A 22,851-nucleotide genomic window follows, 5' to 3' on the forward strand; every position below is an offset into this window, starting at 1 on the left:
ATAAGGGAAAAAGCGGTGTTGCGGATTTGCCGGAACCAAGGTGAACCTTCCGGGCTTTTGTCGGTTTGATTTCCACCCACCCGCCACCATATGATCATTAGAAAAAGGAACGCCCGATCCCCCGCACCGCCGCCCAGCACTGGATAGAACCGCACCCGCACGGCATCTTCGTTCGCCCTGCCGACATGTGGATTGACCCGTCGCAGGCGGTGGAGCGCGCTCTTGTGACGCACGGCCATGCCGACCATGCGCGCAGCGGCCATGGCACGGTCTGGGCTACGCCGGAAACGCTAGCCATCATGGCGCTGCGCTACGGCACTGAAATGGGAACGCCCGTGCCCTATGGCGATGGGTTTGAGGCCAATGGCGTAAAGATTAGCTTCCATCCCGCCGGTCATGTGCTGGGTTCGGCGCAGATCCTGCTCGAACATGCAGGCGAACGCGTCATTGTCACGGGTGACTATAAGCGACGGCATGACCCGACTTGCGCGGCCTTTGAACCTGTCGCCTGCGATGTGCTAATTACCGAAGCAACATTTGGTCTGCCGGTGTTCAACCATCCGCCGATCGAAGACGAAATCCGAAAGCTGCTCGATGCCCGCGACGCCCATCTGGATGGCTGCGTTGTCGTGGGGGCCTATGCCTTGGGCAAGGCGCAACGGGTCATCGCCGAACTTCGACGGGCGGGATATGACGCACCCGTCTATATTCATGGCGCGATGCAGAAAATGTGCGACCTGTATGAGGCGCATGGCGTGCCTTTGGGCGAGCTGATCCCCGCCACGGGTTTGGCCAAGGGCGAATTGCGGGGCGGAATCGTGGTGGCCCCGCCATCCGCGCTGAACGACCGCTGGGCGCGCCGTCTGCCCGAACCTGTGACCGCCATGGCGTCGGGCTGGATGCGTGTGCGCCAGCGCGCGCGGCAACGTAATGTCGAGTTGCCGCTGGTGATTTCCGACCATGCCGACTGGAACGAACTGACGGAGACCTTGCTCGAACTGCGGCCTTCCGAAACATGGATCACCCATGGCCGGACCGATGCGCTGGGCCGTTGGTGCGAACTGCACCAGTTAAAGGCGCACGCGCTCGATCTGGTCGGGCGCGAAGATGAGGATGAAGGCTGATGCAGGCCTTTGCCGCCCTTGTCGATGCGCTGGTCTATACCCGTTCGCGCGATGCGAAAATCCGCCTGATTGCCGATTATCTGCGCGTCACCCCTGATCCTGACCGCGGCTGGGCCTTGGCTGCACTGGCCGGTACCTTGAGCATCGCGACCGTCAAAGCCTCGGCTATTCGCGCGATGGCCGAAGAACGGTTCGACCCGCTCCTGTTCCGGATGAGCCGCGACTATGTGGGCGATACCGCCGAGACCGTAGCGTTGATGTGGCCCGACAATCCCGCTCGCGCTGCACCGCCCAGCGTGGCCGAGGTCATCGACCTGCTCAATGCCACCAGCCGTGCGCGCGCGCCTTCCGTGCTGGCGGACTTGATGGACAGGCTGGATGCTGACGGACGTTATGCGCTGTTGAAACTCGCCACTGGCGCGATGCGCGTGGGCATCTCCGCGCGTCTCGCCAAGACGGCCTTTGCGCAAGGATTTGGCCTGTCGGTCGATGATGTCGAGGAGGTCTGGCACGCCCTCCGTCCGCCTTATGCCGAGCTCTTTGCCTGGGGCGAGGGGCGCGAAGACCGGCCCAATCTCGCGGACAGCGCATTTTTCCGGCCCTTCATGCTGGCGCATCCGCTGGACGACGGGATTGTCGACCTTTCCGAATTTGCCGCCGAATGGAAATGGGACGGCATCCGCATCCAGATCGCCGCTACCGGCGGGGAAACCCGTTTGTTCAGTCGGGGTGGGGACGAAGTGACGGCGGCCTTTCCCGAAATTGCGGCCGCCTTTACCGGCCTTGGCGTGGTCGATGGCGAATTGCTGGTCCGCGGCGATGTCCAAGGCGGGGAGGCCGCAAGCTTCAACGCTTTGCAACAGCGGCTGGGACGAAAGACCGTAACTGCCGCCATGCAGGCCGAATATCCGGTCTTTGTCCGCCTCTACGACATATTGTTCGACGGCACCGAGGATATGCGCGCCCTTGGCTGGACCCAGCGGCGCGACCGGCTGGAACGCTTTGTAGCAGGGCTGGACCCAGTGCGCTTTGACCTGTCCGCGCTGATCGAGGCGCGCGATTTCGACCATCTTGCCGAACTGCGCGGTGCAGCGCGCGAGGCGGCGATTGAAGGCGTGATGCTGAAACGGCGGGATGCGCCCTATCTCGCGGGCCGCAAGGTCGGCCTCTGGTATAAATGGAAGCGCGAACCTTTGGTCGCCGATTGCGTGATGATGTACGCCCAACGCGGCAGCGGCAAGCGCTCCTCCTATTATTCCGACTATACCTTTGGCTGTTGGGGCGAGGATGGGACTTTGTTACCGGTCGGCAAGGCTTATTCGGGATTCAGCGATACGGAGCTGAAATGGCTGGACCGTTTCGTGCGGACAAATACCATCGCCCGTTTTGGCCCGGTGCGTGAGGTTGAGAAATCCCTGGTGCTGGAGGTTGCCTTTGACGCGGTGCATGAATCGAAGCGGCATAAGTCCGGTATCGCGATGCGCTTTCCTCGGATTTCCCGATTGCGGCGTGATAAACCGGCGGAAGAGGCGGATAAGGTTGCGACGTTGAAGGCGATGATTGGGTGAGCTATGGTGTTGGGGACAGCGTCAACACTTGCCTCTCCCTTTTAGGGGAGAGGATACGGAGCCTTGGGCGACAGGCCTAGGCGCAGTTGGTGAGGGGCTCCGACGGTGAGGGCAATGCACCAACGCCCCCTCTCCACTCCGTCTAATGGCTAAAGCCATAAGACTGCGTACCTCTCCCCTAAAGGGGAGAGGGCGAGACACGTGGGGTTGGGGACTGTCCCCAACGCGAGCTTATTACTCCACTAACACCGCCCGTCACCCTGAACTTGTTTCACCTTCGGTGACTACGTTCCAGGGTCTTAGTACTGCGACGTTGAAAAATAAGACCCTGAAACAAGTTCAGGGTGACGGTTGCGGAATCGGGTGACGGTTGGGGAATCGGGTGACGGGGCGTGTTTGTTCAGGAGTCCCAGCACATATTTGCCGGCAACCTGAAAAACGCTCTCAAAGAAACGCCTTCACATCCGCCATGAACCGATCAAACTGGTCATGATGCAGCCAATGGCCGGCATTTTCATATTCGACGACCTTGGCAGTGGGAAAATGTTCAATCCGGCCGTCTTTTTCCGGGTTTGAGGCCCAGCTTTTTTCGCCATAGAGCAAAAGCATGGGGCAGGTGATGGATTGCCAGATGCTCAGCAAATCCTCGCGCGGCATATCGAATATGGCCCAGATGTTGAGGTAGTTGTCGAACTTCCAGCTCCAGGTGCCGTCCTCGTTCCGGCTGATGCCGTGAACGGTCAGGTGGCGGGCCTGCTCATCGGTCAGATAGCTGTTCTCCGCCTTCATCCTGTCATAGGCGGCTTCGATGGTGGGATAGCGTTTGGGGGTTCGACCAGCGGCATTGCGCTTGTCTTCGATCCATTGGCGGAACCGTTTCTGGATGCCGATGGCGTCGCGTTCGGCCTGCATCTTGGGTGACAGGCCCAATCCTTCGATATTGACGAGCTTACGGACATTTTCGGGGAAGATACCGGCATAGCGCGTGGCGATATTGCCGCCCATCGAATGGGCAATGATCGATACCGGGGCCAACCCCAACTGATGTATCAACTGGGCCATATCATAGACAAAGGCCGACATTTCATAACTGCCGTCAGGTGACCAACTGCTGTCGCCATGGCCACGCAGATCGGGCACGATGATGTGCCAATCGTTACGCAATTCTTCGGCGACCCAGTCCCAGCTGCGCGCATGGTCGCGTCCGCCATGCACCAGCAAAAGCGGTGGCGCGTCGGGATTGCCCCAATCGACATAGTTGAGTCGCAGGCGCTGTGAGATGAAGCTGTTGGTGATGGGGCCGTGTAAAGTCATTCCGCGGCCAGTAATTGCTCCGCCCCGCCAAGGTCAACCGAAACAAGTCGGCTGATACCCTGTTCGACCATCGTCACCCCGAATAGGCGGTGCATACGGCTCATCGTCACGGCATTGTGCGTCACGATCAGATAGCGGGTGTCGGTTTCGCGCGTCATGGCGTCGAGCAGGTCGCAAAAACGTTCGATATTGGCATCATCGAGCGGCGCATCGACTTCGTCGAGGACGCAGATCGGGGCCGGGTTGGTCAGGAAGAGACCGAATATCAGGGCCACGGCCGTCAACGCCTGCTCACCACCCGACAGCAGGGTCAGGGATTGCAGCTTTTTGCCCGGCGGCTGCGCGAAGATTTCAAGGCCGGCCTCCAGCGGATCGTCGCTGTCGATCAATGCGAGATGCGCTTGCCCGCCGTTGAACAGGGTCGAGAACAGGCGCCGGAAATGGCCGTCGACCGCTTCGAATGCGTTGAGCAGACGGGCGCGGCCTTCGCGGTTCAGGCTGCCGATCGAGCCGCGCAACTGGTGGATCGCCTGTGTCAGCTCTTCGCTTTCTTTCAGGCTGGTGCCTTGCTGTTCTTCCAGCTCGGCCAGTTCGTCGGCGGCAATCAGATTGACAGGGCCGATGCGTTCGCGCTCGCTTTGCAACCGCTCCAGCCGTGTCGATTGCGTGGCGGCATCGCCCAGTTCGGTTTCGTCAAATTCGAGCTTTTCGGGCAAAACCGGCGGCGGGCATTCGAACCGTTCGCCGGAGATGCGGCCCATCTCGATGCGGCGCTGGTCCTGATTTTCGGCGCGCGCTTCGGCGCCGGCACGGGCTTCGCGGGCGACTGATAAAGCTTCGGCAGCGGCGGCAAGGTCGCGTTCAAGCGCCTTGAGTGAAGCTTCGCTGTTGCTTTCGGCCACCTGCAACTGCGCGAGTTTGTCGGCGATATTTTCGCGATCACCCTCCAGTGCGGCGATGTCGCGCGCCAATATTTCGGGACGTCCGGTGAGGCTTTCCAGCTCTTGCGCGATTTCGGTCGACCGCTTGTTCATTTCGGCGATGCGGCGCTCGGCTTCGCCTGCGCGGTCCTGCCAACCACGAATTTCTGCCATGGCAACGGCGCGGCGTTCACGCGTTTGCGCCAGCCGCTGGTCATGCGCCGACAGGTCGGCCTGGCTGCGGACGAGCAGTTGGCGGAGCGCTTCATTCTCGGCCGTCAGCTTGTCGACCAGTTCGCTATGGTGATCACCCGCCGGAAGGGCGGTGCGCGCCTTTTGGGCTTCATCCCGTTCGGCCTGCGCGGTCGCGATGTCCTGCTGTGCGGTGGCGATGCGTTCCTGCAAAGCGCTGCGCGCCTGCTGAAGCCGGTTCAGGGCATCTTCGGCCTGATCGGCCGCGCGCAGGGCGTGGCGAAGGTCGGTGTCGGTCTGTTGCTGTTGTCCGGTAGTCGCGCGGTGCCTTTCCTGAGCTTGGGCAATCTGCGCGGCGATCCGCTCGGCGGTTTCGGATTGCTGCTGCAGTGCGGCTTCGGCGACAGGAATCTGTTGTTCCAATTCGTTCAGCCGGTTCTGGCGTATCAGTTGTTCCGCGGTGGTTGCGCCGTCATCGTCAGCGGCAAATCCGTCCCAGCGGCGCAGCTTGCCGTCTTTGGTAACCAGCCGCTCGCCGGGCATCAGGGCAGCGCCGTCATCTGTGTCGACGACGCGGATCATCGACAGGCGGGCGTGCAATTCCTGCGGGGCCTCGACATGGTCGATCAGCCTTGTTCCCGCAATGGACGGCAGTTCGGCGCTGCGCCCCAGCCAGCGACGGCCCGCTGCGCCACCGATCATCGCGTTGACATCCTCGCCCAATGCCGCGGCGAGGGCGCGTTCATAGCCGGGGGCGGCCTTGATGCGGTCGAGGGCACGGTCGCCGCTGGTCTTGCTCAATGCTCTCGAAAGCGCGTTTTGTTCGGATTGCAGCGCGGCCAGTTCGGCCTTGGAGCTGGCAAAGGCGCTCTGGATAGCATCGCGCTCGCCGATCAATGTGGTCCGCTCGGCCTCAATGGCCTCAATGGCGGCGAGACCTTCTTCGGCCTGTTGCTGGAGCCGGACGACGGCCTCCGCTGCCTCTTGCTTGGCCGCCGCGAATTCGGCTTCGCTGCCTAGCCGATCCTGTTCCTCGGCCAGCCGCGCGGCGTCGCGTTCGGCCCGCTCGACCCGGGCCGCAGCGGTGGCAAGCGCAGCGTCGGCGACGCGCAGTTCGGCATCCGCCCGCGCCTGCTCGGCCAGCGCCTTGGCCAGCGTAACCTCGCTCTCGCGCACCTGCCGCTCGGCATTTTCGGCGAGACGGACGAGCGCGGGGCGCTCCTCATCCTGCGTCTTGATCGCCTGGGTCAGGTCCGCATTCTCGCTCTGCAACTGGGCGAGGGCGTCGGCGGCGTCGTGGGTCAGCCGGTCTTCGCGCGCGCCGTCATCGGCCATGCGTGCCGCTTGTGCCGTAAGGTCCGCCTGCCGCTGGATGATGCGGTCCCGGTCGCTTTTCAGCTGGACGAGCCTGTTCGACAGATCGCTCGCCGCATCGCGCGCAGCCATGGCGACGGCGCGTGCTTCAGCAAGTTCGCCCACCGCCTTTTGCTGCGCCGCGCTGAGGTCGCGCTGCTGCGCGCTGGCCTTGTCGACCTCTGCCGTCGCCGCATTGGCTTCGGCACGGGCGGCGTCGGCGGCGGCTTTCGCCTCTTGCCAGCGCACGTAGATCAACTGCGCCTCGGCCTGCAAAATCTCGCGGCTCAGCTTGCGGTAGCGTTCCGCCTGTTTGGCCTGCCGCCGCAATTGCCCGGCGCGCGCGTCCATGTCGGCGAGGATCGTCGCCAGCCGCGACAGGTTGGTCTCGGCCGCGCGCAGCTTTTGTTCCGCATCCTTGCGGCGTACGTGCAGACCGGAAATGCCCGCGGCTTCCTCGAGCATTTGCCTCCGTTCCTGCGGCTTGGCGGAGATGATCGCGCCGATCCGGCCCTGGCTGACCAGGGCAGGGGAATGCGCGCCCGTCGCCGCGTCGGCGAAGATCAGCGCCACATCTTTGGCCCGCACATCGCGGCCGTTGGAGCGATAGGCAGAGCCTGCGCCACGCTCGATCCGGCGGGTGACCTCCAGCTCATGGTCTTCGTCATTCGCCGCGTCGTCAAAGCCGCGCTCTGCCGAGATGGTTACTTCGGCAAAGTCGCGGGGCGGGCGGGATGCGGTGCCGGCGAAGATGACATCTTCCATTCCGGCGCCGCGCATGGATTTCGGGCTGCTTTCGCCCATGACCCAGCGGATGGCCTCCAGCAGGTTGGACTTGCCGCATCCATTGGGACCCACAATGCCGGTAAGTCCCGTTTCAATCTTCAGTTCGGCAGGCTCGACAAAGCTTTTGAAGCCGACAAGTTTCAGCTTCTTTATACGCAAGGGGTGATCCCCAAGGCAGTATAGTGCATGTCAACCACCCCCCGCGGTCAGTCTTAGCGCGCTCCGGCTTCGACCAGTTTGCCCTTCACCTGATTCCAGGAGCTGGCATCCAGTTTCGCACCGTTGAGAATGAAGAAAGGCGTTCCGGAGACACCGTCATCCTTCGTTCCCTTTTCCGTCGCTGCGATCAGCGCATCGATAGCGCCCTTGTCGGCAAGGCAGGACTTTGCCTGATCTTCGCTAATGCCGCGCGATTTGACGAAATCGATGAGGCCCATTTTCGTGCCGAGCAGGGTCGATATCTCGGCAGGTGTCATTTTCTGCATCGCCTGCTGGTCAGCTTCGGTCACCGTGCTGATTTTGCTCAGCCATGTCTGCTGGTCGGCATAAAGCGCCTCGGTCAGCGGGAAAAAGGCGTCCGGTCCGCTACACGCGGCCAAAAGGAAGCCGGGAATATCCTGAACGCCGTGCACCAGATAAGGGCGGAATTCCATCGCGACGACGCCGGTGTTCACAATCTCGTTCAACTCTTCGGTTGATTGCACCGAGAACTGCGCGCATCCGGGGCAAGTGATCGCGCCATATTCGACAAGCTGCAGCTTCGCATCCGGGTTGCCCATCTTATAGCCACCGGCTTCGGTCTTGGTGACCACATCGGTCCATGCCTTACCGGCAGGGGCCGCAACCTTTGCAATGGGCTCGCCCTTTGGCGCGCCAGCGCTGTCGCCCGAACCACAGGCCGCAAGCGCGAGGGCTGCTGCGGCGGTTATGAAAAGTGACTTGATACGCATAAAATGTCCTTCATTTTCCCTAGGGGCTTATTTCATTTTGGCTTTCAGATCGGCGAAGCTGTGCACATGGTCCTGCAGCACGCCGTTGATCATGAATGTTGGTGTTCCGGTCACCCCGGCGGCGGCTCCGCCATCGGTCAGGTCCAGAACGGTTTTGAGGGCCGCCTTGTCGGCAAGGCAGGCCTTGGCTTGCACAGGTGTAATGCCGCGCTGCTGCATGATCAGGCCAAGGCCGATCTCATTATAGACGCCCGTCATATAGGCGGTGTAATTTTCCGTCTTCAGATGCGCCTGTGTGGCCGCGGAAATATTCTTCGCTTTGCCCAACCATGTCGCTTGGGTCGCAAAGAGATGCTTTTGATTGCCGAAGAAGCGGTCTTTCCCGCCGCAGCGCGCCAGCATGGCGGCGGTCAGGTCAATGGGGTTCAGCAGCATGTTGCGGATTTCGAGGCTCGCCTTGCCCGTGGCAACAAATTGCGTTTTGAACGCGGGCGAATGGTTCATTTCGAAATCGGCGCAATGGCCGCAGGTATAGCTGAGATATTCGACGACCTTATTGGGTGCCGCCGGATTGCCCATGACATGGGCGCCCTTGTCCGTGACGGAGAAGGTCAGCAACCAGTTCTTTTTGGCAGGCGCCGCCATGGTGCCTGCGGCGAGCGCAAACGCGCCAAGGACTAGGATGCTACCCGATTTCATGATGTGCGACATGGTTATCCGTTTAGTTGAAAATTGAGGCGCAATCATCTGGAATTACTCGTCGTCTTTGGCAAGGCTTTTTGCGAGGCTTTCCAGCACGGCGAAGAGTTCGGGGTCACCGATTTCGCGCAAAGAATCGCCCAGTTCGAGCGGGACAGGTTTCAACATCGGTTGCACCGCAGGCTTTGATGCGGCTGGCTTAACCACAGAGCCCTGCCGTACCTTCACCCGAGCGACAGCACCATAGCCGAAGAAGCGGTTCACCCGTTCGATAATTTCGGGCAAAACATGCTGGATCATCGTGGCATGTGCGCCTTCCACCGTCAGTTCCAATGTCCCGTCCGACTTTTTGCCAATGGGGAAACGGATCGATTCGGGCGCCGATACGGCGGCATAGCGCGCACCCACGATTTCGTCCCACCGGCTGACGACGGAGCTTTGGACGAAGCCGAATTTGCGGAAGGCGGCGCGTCCGATTTCGGGCATCAGCGCGGACACCTGCCGTGCTTCCCCGCCGCGCGGGCGTTGATAGGGTTTGAGCACGCGTGTTTTCTTGTCGCCGCCGCCTGAAGTCTTGCCTTTGTCCATTGCCTCATCCATGCCATTTCCAATGCCGAACGTCCAACATTCTGACCAGAAAACTGGGGATATCGCTGCCCTTCTTCTGGCGCATTACGATGTCCATGCGCGGGATTTACCATGGCGGAAACGGCCGGGGCAGGGGCGTGCCGATCCCTATCACGTCTGGCTGTCGGAAATCATGTTGCAGCAGACGACCGTTATGGCGGTCATTCCCTATTTTGCGCGCTTCACGGCCAGATGGAAGAATTTCGCCGAGCTCGCCGCCTGCGACGACGCCGACCTGATGGCGGCGTGGGCGGGGCTTGGCTATTATGCCCGTGCCCGAAATCTGCTGAAATGCGCGCGTACCGTTGTGGCGGAATTTGACGGCCGGTTGCCGGACAATGAGGAGGCGCTTAAAAAACTACCCGGTATCGGACCGTATACCGCCGCAGCGATTGCTTCGATTGCCTTTGGCCGTCGCGCGGTCGTGGTCGACGCCAATATCGAACGTGTCGTTTCCCGCCTGTTTGCCATTTCCACGCCGCTGCCACAGGCGAAGCCGGAAATTGCGGCGCACATGGACATTATCACGCCTGAAGAGAATTCCGGCGACTTTGCGCAGGCGATGATGGATTTGGGGGCAGGGATTTGTTCCGTAAGGGCCCCCGCATGTGTCCAATGTCCCCTGCAATCCGTATGTGAGGCCTATCGCGACGGAAATCCGGAGGCCTATCCGGTCAAGCTACCCAAAAAGGCGCGGCCGGTGCGGACAGGCACGGCGTTCTGGATACAACGCGGCGATGATGTGTGGCTCGTGCGGCGGAAGGACAGCGGAATGTTGGCTGCGATGCGTGCCTTGCCCGACGATGGCTGGAACGCGAAATCCGATGGGGATATGGGGCCGCCTTTTCCGGCAAAATGGGACCACCTGTCGGTCGGCATATCCCATATATTCTCGCATTTTTCGCTCGAAATGCAGATTGCCGTTACGGCATGGCCGGATGGCCACAATCCGCCGCTAGAGGGCGAATGGTGGGACGTAAATTTGCTCGACAAGGCGGGGTTGCCAACCCTATTCATCAAGGCAACAAAAGTGGCATTGGCATCAGGAGAGAGATGATGGAACACAGCGCAATAATCCGCTCGACTTTAGATAGACGCAGCTTCCTGAGCTGGAGCAGCACTCTGGCGTTGGCGGGCACAGCAACGGCCTTCATGCCGGCAAGCGCTTGGGCACGTGCCGCGGCAGATAAATATCCCACCATTAAAGCGCAGTTTGAAAACTATATCTCGACCGGAAAGCTCCCCGGCCTGCTCGCCTCCATCGGTAAAGGCGCGATGCCCGCAGATATCGTCGCCATGGGCACCATTGCACAGGGCGACAAGACGTCCGTCGATGCGGACACATTATGGCGGGTCTATTCCATGACCAAGCCGATCACCGGAATGGCCGCGATGCTTTTGATTGGCGACGGGAAAATGAAACTCGACCAGCCGATTGCCGATTTCATTCCCGAATTTGCCAATATGACCGTGTTGACTGATCCCGATAACAGCATGACTGCCGTGCCTGCGAAAAACCAGATTACGGTTCGGCATTTGCTGACCCATACGGCCGGACTGGGCTACAGCATCATCACAAAGGGGCCGTTGCTAAAGGCCTATAATGAAAATGGCATCAATCCCGCGGTCATGAGCCGTTTCCCTATCCCGGGCTTTACGGTGCCTGCGCCGACACCCGATCTGAAGACCTTTGCCGAGCGCGTAGCGAAACTGCCGTTGATTGCGGAGCCGGGCACGAAATGGAGCTATTCCATCTCGCTCGATCTTTTGGGTCGCGTGATTGAGGTAGCGAGCGGTATGGATTTTGACGCGTTCCTGAAAACGCGCCTGTTCGATCCACTCAAGATGACGAGCAGCTATTTCCAGGTGCCGGCATCGGAAACCAAGCGCTTTGTCACCAATTATGCGCCTGCGAATGGCATTCTCATCCCGATCGATCCGGGTCCAACCAGCATTTATCTGGACAAGCCTGCTTTCGCCTTTGGCGGTGCGGGTCTGGTGTGTTCCGCACATGATTATGACCGGTTCCTGCACATGTTGCAAAATGGCGGGGAATTGGATGGCGTCCGCGTAATGTCACCGGAAACCGCCGCTTTGGCGATGTCCGACCTGTTGCCGTCTGGCGTTAAGACTGAAGGTACATTCATTGCCGGTGCAGGCAATGGTGCCGGTGGCCGCGTTGGCAAGGGTGCGTTTGAAGGGACTTTTGGCTGGGGTGGAGCTGCGGGAACCGTGGCTTTTGTCGATACCCGCCGCAAAGTCCGCGCCGTTTGCATGGCGCAGTATGTGCCCAGTAATGTCTACCCGTTCCACGAAGAATTTGCCCAGTGGGTGTTGGCCGATTTGGGCATTCAGGCCTGATTTGGCGATGAATCCGGGTTTCACAGGTTCCCCGCTCGACCGGGCTGACCGCGTTCGCAACGATGCAGAAGCCTATGGTGCATTGTTGGGCGATTGGCGCGCCCGGATATTGGGGCTGGACGGGCTCGACCCGCTTCTTGCTTCGGAAGGTGGGCTGCTGTGGCACTCGATTGCCGAACTGTCCGGATCGGAAGAACTGATCCTTTTGGGGCTGTCCGATGGCAAGCCGCATTTCGTTCCGCTGGTCGAAGCGGATGGCGGCATGTTCCGGTCGCCTGCGATCTGGCGGGCGCTGACCATGCTTCCCGCCGAGGATGCCGCTATTTACGGAACGGCGCGCAGCCTGATCGAATGGCATAACAGCCACCGTTTCTGTGGCAAATGCGGCAATGTGACGGAGATGTTCCGCGCCGGATGGGGCCGCAAATGCGGCAATTGCGGGAAAGAACATTTTCCGCGCACCGACCCCGTTGTCATCATGCTCGCGGAATTTGAGGGCAAGGCTTTGCTCGGCCGCCAGTCGCGCTTTCCACCCGGCAATTATTCGGCTCTTGCGGGCTTTCTGGAGCCCGGGGAAAGCATCGAAGAGGCAGTCCGCCGCGAAATCCATGAGGAAGCGGGCGTCACCTGCGGCGCGGTGCGTTATGTCACAAGCCAGCCATGGCCCTTTGGCGGCGCGCAGTTAATGATTGCCTGTGTGGCCGACGCCAAGGATGATGCCATCACGCTCGATACCGACGAACTTGAGGATGCCATGTGGGTCACCAAGGAAGAGGCGCAGGCCGCGCTCGATAATGCGGAAGGTCGGCGTTTCAACGCACCGCCGCCCTTTGCGATTGCACACAGCCTTTTGAAGCATTGGGTAAAGGCATGACCCCTTTGCGGATTGATATTGTCTCGGATGTCGTTTGCCCCTGGTGCATCGTCGGCTACCGGCAGGTGCAGATGGCACTTGATATGCTGGAACAGCCCGTGGCGGCCGAAACATGGTGGCATCCGTTCGAACTCAACCCCAATATGGTAGCTGAGGGGGAGGATACCGCCGAGCATATCGCCCGCAAATATGGCAGCACGCCTGAACAAAGCCGCGCCAACCGGCAGCGGCTTTCCGACATTGGTGACAGCGTCGGCTTTGCCTTCAACTATGGCGAAGGAATGCGGATCTACAACACGTTCAAGGCGCATAAGCTGTTGACCGTGTTCGGGGCCGAGCGGGGATGGCAAGCCCAGACGGCTTTGAAAATGGCGCTGTTCAAGGCCTATTTTCAGGACCGCCGCGATGTTAGCGATATGGCGGTCTTGGCGGAAATCGCCGAGCAACAGGGTATGGAGGCGTCAGTCGCGCACGCATGGATGCTCGACGAAAGCCTGACCCAAGGCGTGCGGGCAGAACAGCGGCAATGGCTGGACGAGAATATCACCGGCGTTCCGGCAATCATCTTTGACCAGAAATTCATGGTACCCGGTGCGCAGAGCGCGGAGACATTTGCCGGCGTGATCGGCAAGGTGCTGGCCAAACGGAACGCTGGGGACAGTTTCCAAGTTTAAATTCAACCTTCCACGCCACCCTGAACTCGTTTCAGGGTCCTAGTTTTCTACGTTGAAGGAATAAGACCCTGAAACAAGTTCAGGGTGACGGTGTCTGTTTAAGCTGCTTCTTTGTGCCTTCTGTTAAACCAGCCCCATCTTCATAAGATCGCCCAGCATCTTGGACGGCATCACGTCGCGGGCGTCTGCTTCCCCGTCGCCGAGATCGGGCGGGGCGTCCTTTTCTTCGAGATAGCGCCAGCCCTGATGCGCGCGCTTGGGTACGCCGCGGACGGGAATTAGGTACGGTTCAATGCGGATCCAGTGGCGGCCCTGACCATTTTCCATGAAGCCGAGGATCGGGCTGCGGCCGATGATGGTGTGGGCGTGGATCCAATAGAGCGAACCGCCCGTCATTTCCTCAACGCGTTTCGGCAGGTAGCGGGTGGTCAATCGCACCTCGCCCGCCTCGGCATAATGGGTCAGTCGCGCCTTGAGATCGGCAGGACTAGTCGCGCCAAAGGCGATTTTGGTCATGTGGAGTGGCATGAGCGCTATCTGGGGAGGGGAGGGTTAGCCCGCAAGCCCGCTGAAGACCGCAAGCCCCAGAAAAATGAGAAAGCCCATGGAATCGGTGATCATGGTCACAAAGATGGAGCTTGAAACCGCCGGGTCCTGATCCAGCCGGTCGAGCAGCACGGGGATGGCGACACCCGACAGTCCGGCGAGCGCGATATTGCACAGGATTGCCGCCGCGATAACGCCCGCGAGCAGCCAATTGCTGAAGATAAAGCCCGCGCCCAGTCCGGCAATGACGGCTATCGTCGCTCCAATGAGCAGCGCGACCCGTATCTCGCGCCATATCGATCGCATGGTGTTGGACTGGGTCAACTGGTTCGTCGCCAGTGCGCGCACCGTGACGGCCAGCGTCTGCGTCCCGGCATTGCCGCCGATCGACGCGACAATCGGCATCAGCACGGCGAGCGCCACCATCGTTTCAATCGCCGCACCAAATTGCGCGATGATGAAGCTGGCGACCATGGCCGTGCCCAGATTGGCGATCAGCCAGCGGACGCGTGCCTTGTAGCTGTCGGCAATAGGCTCGTTAATGTCACCTTCGCCGGCACCCGACAGGCGCAAGATGTCCTCGTCGGCTTCTTCCTGAATGATGTGGACAATATCGTCAGCGGTGATGACCCCGACGAGCCGTCCGTTGCCATCGACGACAGCGGCGGAAATCAGCGCGTATTTCTGAAACCGCAGCGCGACCTCTTCCTGGTCCATGTCGACGGGGATCAGTGTCTGCTCATGCGCCATGATTTCGCTGACCGGAACGCTGCGCTGGCTGCGCATGATCCAGCTCAGTTTGCAGGTGCCCACCGGCTTATGCTGCGGGTCGACGACGAAGACTTCCCAGAATTCGGTGGTCAGATCCTGATGGTCGCGCAGATAGTCGATGAGCTGGCCGACCGTCATATGCTCGGGCACCGCGACCAGTTCGCGCTGCATGATGCGTCCGGCGGATTCTTCGGGGTAGGACAGCGCGTCTTCGATGACGGCGCGGTCTTCGGGGTCCAGTTCGGCCAGAACGGCCTGCTGGTCCTCGATCTCCATATCCTCGATGATCGCGACGGCGTCATCGGTGTCGAGCTGTCCGGCCAGATCGGCGACCTGCGATGGCTGCAGCGCGTCGATAATGTCTTCGCGGACATAGTCGTTGACTTCGGCAAGCACCTCGGCGCTCATCAGATCGCCCATCGCAACGGCAAGCGCCCCGCGGCGTTCGGACGATGTCTGCTCCAGAAGGTCGGCGATATCCGCCTCGTGCAAGGGTTCGACCAACCGCTGCACTTCTTCGCGATCACCCGATTCGACAGCGTCGAGGACGCGGTCCACAAAGTCGCGGGTCAGGATATTGTCTTCATCCAGTGTTTCCATGACTTCGTCGTCGCGGAATTCGGGATCGGCTGGTTCGCTGGTCATGTGCGGCCTCCCCTTGGGTTGCTGGATGGGAACTGGCCTCCTCCTAAGCGTCCAAGTTCAAAATGCAATGTTTTTGGCTTGGCCACGGCGATTGCTTCGCCTAGGGCACCCACAATATCATCGTAAGGAGCCATCATGTCAGACGAAACACTCACTCTAAGCCTGGATGACGGCGACGTTGTCATCAAGCTGCGCCCCGATTTGGCGCCAAACCACGTTGCACGTATCAAGGAACTGGCCGGCGAAGGCTTTTACGACGGCGTAAAATTCCACCGCGTAATCCCGGGCTTCATGGCGCAGGGCGGTTGCCCGAACGGTACCGGCATGGGCGGTTCGTCAAAGCCAAACCTGATGCAGGAATTCAACGCCGAACCGCATGTGCGCGGCGTATGCTCGATGGCGCGGACCAATGATCCGAACACCGCCAACAGCCAGTTCTTCATCTGCTTTGATGATGCGACCTTCCTCGACCGCCAATATACGGTCTGGGGTCAGGTGATCAGCGGCATGGAACATGTCGATGCCCTGCCCAAAGGCGAGCCACCCGCAAATCCGGGCGTCATCCGCAAGGCAATAGTCGGTTAAAGGTATTGGGGACAGTCTCTTCAGGGACTGTCCCCAACGTAAATTGTTACTCCGCGTCGCCCTTGGCTGGCTCGGGTGGCCGCATGGCTTCCATGGCGGTTTTCAGCTCGACCGGCGAAATTTTCCCGTCCTTGTCGGCGTCGATATATTCGAAATGCTGCACCATCGGTCCGCGGGCTTCTTCCTTGGCGATGAAGCCATCCTTGTCCGCATCGAGAAATCCGAAAATCTGGTCAGGGCTCGGCATGCCGCCACCCGGACCTGCAGGTGGCTGAGGCGCTTGCTGTGCGAATGCAACGGTTGCGCACAAGAGAGACGCGCCGACAGCGATTGATTTCAACATAAAAGTTCCTTCTTCCTAGTAAGACCTGCTTGGTGCTCATCCCAAGCTGAATGTGCCCTTTACGACGGTCACGCATTTGCCGGACAACCATGCCCGGTCACCCTCAAGCCGGCATCCAAGATAGCCACCGCGCGCCGATGCCTGATAGGCGGTGAAGTCATTGCGGCCCAACTCCGCCGCCCAATAGGGTGTCAGCACCGCATGCGCGCTGCCGGTCACGCTGTCTTCATCGACACCTGCGCCGGGGACGAAGACGCGGCTGACGACATCGGTGTCGGTACCCGGGGCGGTCGCGGTAAAGCTGTCATCGCCAAAGGCGGCAAGGGCCTTCATATCGGGCTTGAGCGCCAATATCTCCTCAGCGGTGGCGTAACGGAAGACGTTATAATGATCCGGATTACGACGCATCGCCAAGGGCTTGCCACCCATAGCTGCCATCATTTCGGGGATATCGACAGCGTCGGTCGGGATTGCGGGCAGGGCGACGGCATAGCCATCCCCTTCACGGCAAACCTCCAATATGCCTGCCTTACGGGTGCGAAAGGTTATCCGGTCCTTGTTCGGAAATTGCTGAAGCAAAATATGCCCGCTGGCGAGCGTCGCATGCCCGCACAGCCGGATTTCGACCGCTGGCGTAAACCAGCGCAGTTCAAAGTCCGCCTCACCCGTCGCATCGGGGATGGTGAACGCGGTTTCGGCGAAGTTATTCTCTTCGCCAATGGCCTGCAGCACGGCGTCGTCCAGCCAAGCGTCCAAGGGCATGACCGCCGCCTGATTTCCGGTGAAGGGACGGTCGGCAAAAGCGTCGACATGATAATAGGGCAAGTCAGTCATGGTCGTGATCCTGATGTTCAATTGTTTCGGACGGGATGTAGCCAAGCTCATCCTTATGCCCTTCGGGGTCGGGGTGGATCAGCACCTCGACACCCGGAAATTCGTGCATCAGCGCCTCTTCAACCTCATCCATGATGCGGTGCGCCTGCAATACCGTCATATTGGGGTCGACCCAGACGTGGAATTGGCAAAAATCATGCGCTCCGCTGGAACGGGTGCGCATATCGTGGATACCGCGCAATTCGGGATGGCGCATGGCGACATCGATAAAGCGCTGCCGCTTTTCCTCCGGCCATTCGCGGTCGAGCAACTGGTCGAGCGCCAATTGCGCGGCGCGATACGCACCCCAGAGCAACCAGAAAGCGATGGCGATACCGAAAACCGGGTCGGCACCGCGCACATGCAGGAAGGTTTCCAGCGCAATGCCGATAATAACCGCAATGTTGAGCAGCAAATCCGACTGGTAATGCACATGGTCAGCGTGGATCGCGACCGATCCGGTTTTGCGCACAACATGACGCTGATACGCCAAAAGGCCGAGCGTCGCGACAATTGCGATGAGGGAAACGCCGATGCCATATTCGGGATGCGCGGTCGTTTCGCCAGACCCCAGACGATCCACCGCCCGCCAGCCGATCAATATCGCCGACACAATGACCAGAACGACCTGGATTAGCGCCGAAAGCGCCTCGGCCTTGCCATGGCCGAACCGGTGATTGTCGTCCGCCGGCCGGGCTGCATAGCGCACGCTGAACAGCGTTAGCAGCGATGCAAGAACGTCAAAGCCGGTATCGGCAAGCGATCCCAGAAGCGCCACCGAGCCTGTTTCGGCTGCTGCGAATATTTTAAGCGCGAGCAGAAAAAGCGCCATCGACACGCTGGCAATCGCCGCGCGTGTGGTCAGTGACCCATGCATTTCATGATGGTGGTTGTGGGCAAGGCTCACGGATAGAGCATTCCGCTGGTCCAGCCGTCCGCCGTACGTTCATAGAGCCAACGTTCGTGCAGGCGGAATTCGCGGTCCTGCCAGAACTCGATCCGCTTCGGGCTGACCATCCACCCCGACCAATGCGGCGGGCGAGGGACGTCTTGCCCCTCGAACCGTGCTTCGACATCGGCAAAGCGGGCCTCGAATGTGGCGCGGTCCGCCAGCGGACGCGATTGGTCCGATGCCCAGGCACCCAATTGTGAATTGCGCGAGCGGGTGGCGAAATAGGCGTCCGCGACAGCATCTTCGACAGGGCTAGCGGCCCCTTCGATCCGGATTTGGCGGCGCAAAGATTTCCAGTGGAAAAGCAAGGCGACATTGGGATTTTGCAGCAATTGCCCCGCCTTGCGGCTTTCGAAATTGGTGTAGAATATGAAACCGCCATGGTCGCCCAAGTCCGCACCATGGCCCTTCAACAGCACCATGCGCACAGAGGGCAGGCCGTCGGCCCCCGCCGTTGCAAGCGCCATGGCGTTTGAATCATTTATTTCGCTGGCGCGCGCTTCGGCGTACCAGTTATCGAACAACATAAAGGGATCAGGTCTTTCCATATCGCAGCGATAGGCTAGACTGCCGGAGGATAAAAGGGGGAAGGCATGACAATGCCATGGGAAAGCATATTCGGTTGGACAAATAGCTGGGCCATGCTCGGCTGGGTGATCCTCGCCTTCGCGCCGCAGCGGGACAAGGTGCTGCCTTATGTTTTTTACATGGGCTGCGGATTGCTGGCGCTGACCTACGCGTCGCTCATCCTGCCGTTGATGGCGGGTTGGATCGATGACGGCGGAACCGCCAGCGGGCCACAGCCCAGTTTGACGACACTGGCTGGGGTTATGGCGCTGTTTTCAAGTCCGGGCGGGACGACGATCGGCTGGATCCATTATCTCGCCTTTGATTTGTTTGTCGGGCTATGGGTCGCGCGCAATGCTGATCGGCACGGCTATTCGAGACTTGTCCAGATTCCGATCCTGTTCTTTGTGCTGATGGCCGGTCCCTTTGGGCTGCTTTTATACCTGATTTTGAGGGCTACGCACAAAGGAAGGCCCGAAAATTCAACGGTCCCGAGTTGACTTATTGGCAACAATGCCGATTTAGAGTGGTAGAGAGCTAATACAGGGACAAGCATGGCCGATCCATATTCCATTTTGGGCGTTTCGAAGAGCGCGGACGAGAAGGCGATTAAGAGCGCCTACCGCAAGCTCGCCAAGGAACTGCACCCCGATAAAAATACGGATAATCCCAAGGCAGCCGAGCGTTTCAGCGAAGTAACGCGTGCCTATGACTTGCTGTCGGACGCCAAGAAGCGCGGCCAATATGATCGTGGGGAAATCGACGAAAATGGCCAGGCCCGCGCGCCGTTCGGCTATGGCGGCAATGATTTTGGCGGCAGCAGCACCGGTCCGACTGGTGCGACATTTGATTTTGGCGGCAGCGGAATCGATCTGGGCGATATTTTTGACGGTATTTTTGGCGGCGGCGGCGCTGGTCCCCGTCCGAGCAGCAGTGCCCGACCGGGTGGTGGCGGACGTGCCCAGCAGGCACAGCCTGCACGCGGCGCAAATGTCGCTTATGAACATCTTGTTTCCTTTACCGACGCGGCCACGCTGACGCCGCAGCGGATCACGCTGCGCGATGGCAAGACGGTTGAATTCAAGCTGCCCAAGGGCGTTGTTGCAGGCCAACAAATCCGTATACCGGGACGGGGACAGCCGGGACCGGGCGGAAATGGCGACGCGATGGTCACCCTGAAAATCGGCCGCCATCCGCATCTGGTGCGCGACGAAGACAATATCCGCATCGATCTGCCAATATCGCTGAAGGTTGCGATCAGTGGCGGCAAGGTGAAGGTTCCCACGGTCGACGGCGCAGTGATGCTGACCGTTCCGCCGAAAACAAACTCGGGCACGACTATGCGGATCAAGGGGCGCGGCTTTACGACCAAGCATGGCGAACGTGGCGACCAGCTTGTCAGCCTAATGATCCATCTGCCCAGCGACCCCGCCGAACTGGCCAAATTGGCGGAATGTGTTTCGGGCGAAACCGTCGGGGTAAATATGGGTGTCTGAGCACTCGCCCCTCTCTCCAGAGGCCCGTGCGCATAGTCCGACGTTGCATGGCGAGAGCGAGGCCCGATGGTTCTCGCATCTCAACACCCCCCAACAGATATGGGAGGTAGTGAAGCGCGTCTTTGTGGGGGTCTATAGCGAAGGCTTTGTCCATGCCGGCAATTTTGCCTATCTCTCGCTTGTCGTGCTCTTCTCTTTCTGCATTGTCGCGGCCGCAATTGCAGGGGCGTTTGGGCAGACACAGTCCGGGATTGCGTTGATCAACGCGTTTTTCCAGACTGTCCCGCCCGGAGTTGCCGATGCGTTGCGTGGCCCTGTCGAAAGCGCGATGACCGCACGATCCGGTCCGCTATTGTGGTTCGGCGCAGCGGTCAGCCTTTGGACGACGGCTAGTCTGATTGAGACAATCCGCGATGTGATGCATCGGTCCTATGGCACAGAGCCACATCTGCATTTCTGGCAATATCGGCTGGGGTCGCTGGGTAGCGTGGTTGTCTCGGTATTTCTTGCGATGGTCGCTTTTAGTGCCCAGGTCCTGGTGACCGCCATTGAAGAACTGGTGTACCGGTTCATCCCGTCGGCCCAAAATGTCGCAGGCTATTTTGCACTGGGGCGGTTCGTGCCCTTCCTGATCCTGTTCGCGGCGATTTATCTTATCTTTCGGGGGCTGACGCCGCAAAAATACCGTGGCCGCATCTTCCCAAAATGGCCGGGGGCAGCCTTGGTCAGCCTGTGGTGGCTGGGATGCACGGCGCTATTACCGTGGTTTTTGTCTACGATCAGCAACTATGACGTCACCTATGGCAGCCTCGCCGGCGTGATGGTGGCGCTGATCTTCTTTTATTTGATCGGACTGGGCATGGTAACTGGCGCACAATTGAACGCGGCACTGGCCAACGCGCATGAAAATGGATTAAGAGAGCGCCAAAGCGAACTCTTGGATAAATGAGGATATTATGAGCGGATTGATGGCTGGCAAGCGCGGATTGATTATGGGCCTTGCCAATGACAAGTCGCTGGCCTGGGGCATTGCCCAACGTTTGAAGGCCGAAGGCGCAGAACTGGCTTTCAGCTATCAGGGCGAGGTCATGGAAAAGCGGGTTCGTCCGCTGGCGGAACAATTGGGCTGCGACTTTCTGATCGACTGCGACGTCGCGGACATGGCCAATCTGGACCGTGCCTTTGCCACACTGGCCGACAAATGGCCCACGATCGATTTCGTCGTCCACGCCATCGGCTTCACCAACAAGGAAGCACTGCGCGGCAAATATTTCGATGTCAGCCTCGACGATTTCCTGATGACCATGAATATCAGCGTCTACAGCTTCACCGCGGTCGCCAAGCGCGCCGCTGCCTTGATGAAGCCCTTTGATCCGGAAACGGGCGAGGGCGGCGGTTCCATGCTGACGCTCAGCTATTATGGCGCGGAAAAGGTCGTCCCGCATTATAACGTCATGGGCGTTGCCAAGGCGGCTTTGGAAACATCGGTCAAATATCTGGCCAATGACGTGGGTCCCGACGGCATCCGCGTGAATGCGATTTCGGCTGGTCCCATCAAGACATTGGCCGCATCGGGTATCGGTGACTTCCGCTATATTCTCAAATGGAACGAGTATAACTCGCCCCTTCGCCGTAATGTGACCATCGACGATGTGGGTGCCTCCGCGCTCTATTTCCTATCCGACCTGTCCAAGGGCGTCACCGGCGAGACCCATCATGTAGATGCAGGCTATCACACCGTCGGCATGAAGCAGGAGGATGCTCCTGATATCGCCCTGTCGTGATGGTCATCGGCCATAGCAACGAGCTGGTTCTCCTCCTCGTTGGCTGTGCGTTGCTGGTGGGTGTGCACGGATATTGGCACGCCAAACATTATTGGGAGGGCTTGCCGCCGATTCTGGATGCCTTTGTGTCCATGGCAGGGTTTGGTGCATTGATCGGTGCCTTTGTCTGGGGCGGCCGCATCGGTACCGCCTTTGGACATCCCCATGCCGCACGCGTATTGGCCCTTGCCATGACCGTGATTATCTACCGCGCGGTGCGGACATGGATTGGCAAGGAACAGGTGAAGTATCGCAGGGTGCGAACCGCCGATTCTTCCGACTCGAAATGAATATCCGTCCCGTTAAAGACGACGATCTAGATGCCGTTGCCGCGTTGCACCGGGCCGCTTTTTCGGCTTCCCCCATGGGGCATCATGGTGAAGCCGAACTGGTTCGGGCACTTCATGCCGACGGTGATGTCGTTGCCAGCCTGCTTGCCGAACGAGACGGAGAGTTTCTGGGGCATGTAATGTTTAGCCGCATGTGTGTGGATGCCGACGGAAAGCCGCTGCGCGCCGCAGGACTGGCGCCTTTGGCCGTTCGGCAGGATCAGCAGCGAAATGGCATCGGTGCGGCGTTGATCCGCGCGGGGCTCACGCAATTGCGCGATGCTGGGATACAGATCAGTTTTGTACTTGGCCATGCAGGCTATTATCCCCGTTTTGGCTATCGTCCGGATTTTGCCTTACCCTATATTTCCCCTTTTTCCGGCCCGCATTTCATGGCCGTACATCTGGACAGCGGCCTTGCGCTGCCGCAAAGGGGAAGGGCAGATTATGCACCCGCATTTGCGCGAATGGGATGACAG

Annotated in this window: 24 protein-coding genes; 13 read left to right on the forward strand and 11 right to left on the reverse strand. The window is 59.8% G+C overall.

Annotated elements, in window-relative coordinates:
• Positions 1-116 precede the first annotated feature (116 nt).
• Entirely contained in the window at positions 117-1,124 is a 1,008-nt protein-coding gene (locus tag EUU25_RS01385; protein WP_158902980.1) for a ligase-associated DNA damage response exonuclease, read from the forward strand.
• On the forward strand, positions 1,124-2,692 hold the full coding sequence (locus EUU25_RS01390; RefSeq protein WP_158897693.1) for a cisplatin damage response ATP-dependent DNA ligase: 1,569 nt from the start codon (positions 1,124-1,126) through the stop codon (positions 2,690-2,692). The genes EUU25_RS01385 and EUU25_RS01390 overlap by 1 nt, the downstream gene beginning before the upstream one ends.
• Before the next feature lie 444 nt (positions 2,693-3,136).
• On the opposite strand, the gene EUU25_RS01395 is transcribed toward EUU25_RS01390, so the two are convergent.
• Genes EUU25_RS01395 through EUU25_RS01415 form a run of 5 tightly spaced genes read right to left on the reverse strand, consistent with a single transcriptional unit; the run spans position 3,137 to position 9,506 of the window.
• Positions 3,137-4,006, reverse strand: a complete 870-nt coding sequence (locus EUU25_RS01395) for an alpha/beta fold hydrolase (protein ID WP_158897694.1) — start codon at positions 4,004-4,006, stop codon at positions 3,137-3,139.
• Positions 4,003-7,416, reverse strand: a complete 3,414-nt coding sequence (locus EUU25_RS01400) for an AAA family ATPase (protein ID WP_158897695.1) — start codon at positions 7,414-7,416, stop codon at positions 4,003-4,005. The genes EUU25_RS01395 and EUU25_RS01400 overlap by 4 nt, the downstream gene beginning before the upstream one ends.
• 53 nt (positions 7,417-7,469) lie before the next feature.
• On the reverse strand, positions 7,470-8,207 hold the full coding sequence (locus EUU25_RS01405; protein ID WP_158897696.1) for a DsbA family protein: 738 nt from the start codon (positions 8,205-8,207) through the stop codon (positions 7,470-7,472).
• 27 nt (positions 8,208-8,234) lie between these two features.
• Positions 8,235-8,918, reverse strand: coding sequence for a thioredoxin domain-containing protein (locus EUU25_RS01410; protein ID WP_158897697.1), 684 nt, complete (start codon positions 8,916-8,918; stop codon positions 8,235-8,237).
• A 42-nt stretch (positions 8,919-8,960) separates the two neighbouring features.
• Positions 8,961-9,506 (reverse strand): DUF721 domain-containing protein, encoded by a 546-nt coding sequence (locus EUU25_RS01415; protein ID WP_246162835.1) that lies wholly within the window; start codon positions 9,504-9,506, stop codon positions 8,961-8,963.
• A gap of 10 nt (positions 9,507-9,516) precedes the next feature.
• On the opposite strand from EUU25_RS01415, the gene EUU25_RS01420 reads away from it, so the two are divergent.
• The 4 genes from EUU25_RS01420 to EUU25_RS01435 are packed head-to-tail and all read left to right on the forward strand — an operon-like array spanning position 9,517 to position 13,442.
• Entirely contained in the window at positions 9,517-10,590 is a 1,074-nt protein-coding gene (locus EUU25_RS01420) for an A/G-specific adenine glycosylase (protein WP_158897698.1), read from the forward strand.
• Positions 10,587-11,894 (forward strand): serine hydrolase domain-containing protein, encoded by a 1,308-nt coding sequence (locus EUU25_RS01425; protein ID WP_246162837.1) that lies wholly within the window; start codon positions 10,587-10,589, stop codon positions 11,892-11,894. Before EUU25_RS01420 ends, EUU25_RS01425 begins: the two co-directional genes overlap by 4 nt.
• A gap of 7 nt (positions 11,895-11,901) precedes the next feature.
• Entirely contained in the window at positions 11,902-12,768 is an 867-nt protein-coding gene (gene nudC / locus EUU25_RS01430; protein WP_158897699.1) for an NAD(+) diphosphatase, read from the forward strand.
• Positions 12,765-13,442, forward strand: a complete 678-nt coding sequence (locus EUU25_RS01435) for a DsbA family oxidoreductase (RefSeq protein WP_158897700.1) — start codon at positions 12,765-12,767, stop codon at positions 13,440-13,442. The genes nudC and EUU25_RS01435 overlap by 4 nt, the downstream gene beginning before the upstream one ends.
• A 123-nt stretch (positions 13,443-13,565) precedes the next feature.
• On the opposite strand, the gene EUU25_RS01440 is transcribed toward EUU25_RS01435, so the two are convergent.
• A complete protein-coding gene (locus EUU25_RS01440; RefSeq protein ID WP_158897701.1) occupies positions 13,566-13,970 on the reverse strand; it encodes a DUF1489 family protein in 405 nt (134 codons plus the stop codon).
• A 24-nt stretch (positions 13,971-13,994) separates the two neighbouring features.
• Positions 13,995-15,404, reverse strand: coding sequence for a magnesium transporter (gene mgtE / locus EUU25_RS01445; RefSeq protein ID WP_158897702.1), 1,410 nt, complete (start codon positions 15,402-15,404; stop codon positions 13,995-13,997).
• A gap of 135 nt (positions 15,405-15,539) precedes the next feature.
• Between mgtE and EUU25_RS01450 the strand changes: the two genes are divergently transcribed.
• Positions 15,540-15,989 (forward strand): peptidylprolyl isomerase, encoded by a 450-nt coding sequence (locus EUU25_RS01450; protein WP_158897703.1) that lies wholly within the window; start codon positions 15,540-15,542, stop codon positions 15,987-15,989.
• 46 nt (positions 15,990-16,035) lie between these two features.
• Here the strand turns inward: EUU25_RS01450 and EUU25_RS01455 are convergent, their stop codons facing one another.
• The 4 genes from EUU25_RS01455 to pdxH are packed head-to-tail and all read right to left on the reverse strand — an operon-like array spanning position 16,036 to position 18,705.
• Positions 16,036-16,332 (reverse strand): EF-hand domain-containing protein, encoded by a 297-nt coding sequence (locus EUU25_RS01455; RefSeq protein ID WP_158897704.1) that lies wholly within the window; start codon positions 16,330-16,332, stop codon positions 16,036-16,038.
• 36 nt (positions 16,333-16,368) lie between these two features.
• Positions 16,369-17,166, reverse strand: a complete 798-nt coding sequence (locus EUU25_RS01460; RefSeq protein WP_158897705.1) for a PhzF family phenazine biosynthesis protein — start codon at positions 17,164-17,166, stop codon at positions 16,369-16,371.
• Positions 17,159-18,082, reverse strand: coding sequence for a cation diffusion facilitator family transporter (locus EUU25_RS01465; protein ID WP_158902986.1), 924 nt, complete (start codon positions 18,080-18,082; stop codon positions 17,159-17,161). Before EUU25_RS01465 ends, EUU25_RS01460 begins: the two co-directional genes overlap by 8 nt.
• A 26-nt stretch (positions 18,083-18,108) precedes the next feature.
• Positions 18,109-18,705: a pyridoxamine 5'-phosphate oxidase gene (gene pdxH / locus EUU25_RS01470; RefSeq protein WP_158897706.1), complete on the reverse strand. Its 597-nt coding sequence runs from the start codon at positions 18,703-18,705 to the stop codon at positions 18,109-18,111.
• A 45-nt stretch (positions 18,706-18,750) separates the two neighbouring features.
• Here pdxH and EUU25_RS01475 point away from each other — a divergent pair, with 45 nt between their 5' ends.
• The 6 genes from EUU25_RS01475 to EUU25_RS01500 are packed head-to-tail and all read left to right on the forward strand — an operon-like array spanning position 18,751 to position 22,848.
• On the forward strand, positions 18,751-19,224 hold the full coding sequence (locus tag EUU25_RS01475) for an ABA4-like family protein (protein WP_246162840.1): 474 nt from the start codon (positions 18,751-18,753) through the stop codon (positions 19,222-19,224).
• Between the two features lie 54 nt (positions 19,225-19,278).
• On the forward strand, positions 19,279-20,220 hold the full coding sequence (locus EUU25_RS01480) for a DnaJ C-terminal domain-containing protein (RefSeq protein WP_158897707.1): 942 nt from the start codon (positions 19,279-19,281) through the stop codon (positions 20,218-20,220).
• A complete protein-coding gene (locus tag EUU25_RS01485; RefSeq protein ID WP_246162841.1) occupies positions 20,213-21,169 on the forward strand; it encodes a YihY/virulence factor BrkB family protein in 957 nt (318 codons plus the stop codon). Before EUU25_RS01480 ends, EUU25_RS01485 begins: the two co-directional genes overlap by 8 nt.
• A 7-nt stretch (positions 21,170-21,176) precedes the next feature.
• Entirely contained in the window at positions 21,177-22,004 is an 828-nt protein-coding gene (gene fabI, locus EUU25_RS01490; RefSeq protein ID WP_158897708.1) for an enoyl-ACP reductase FabI, read from the forward strand.
• Positions 22,004-22,333, forward strand: coding sequence for a hypothetical protein (locus EUU25_RS01495; RefSeq protein WP_158897709.1), 330 nt, complete (start codon positions 22,004-22,006; stop codon positions 22,331-22,333). Before fabI ends, EUU25_RS01495 begins: the two co-directional genes overlap by 1 nt.
• A complete protein-coding gene (locus EUU25_RS01500) occupies positions 22,330-22,848 on the forward strand; it encodes a GNAT family N-acetyltransferase (protein WP_158897710.1) in 519 nt (172 codons plus the stop codon). The genes EUU25_RS01495 and EUU25_RS01500 overlap by 4 nt, the downstream gene beginning before the upstream one ends.
• Positions 22,849-22,851: the final 3 nt, after the last annotated feature.

Origin of the sequence: Sphingorhabdus lacus (assembly GCF_009768975.1) — a bacterium.
In the GTDB taxonomy this organism is placed as follows: domain Bacteria; phylum Pseudomonadota; class Alphaproteobacteria; order Sphingomonadales; family Sphingomonadaceae; genus Sphingorhabdus_B; species Sphingorhabdus_B lacus.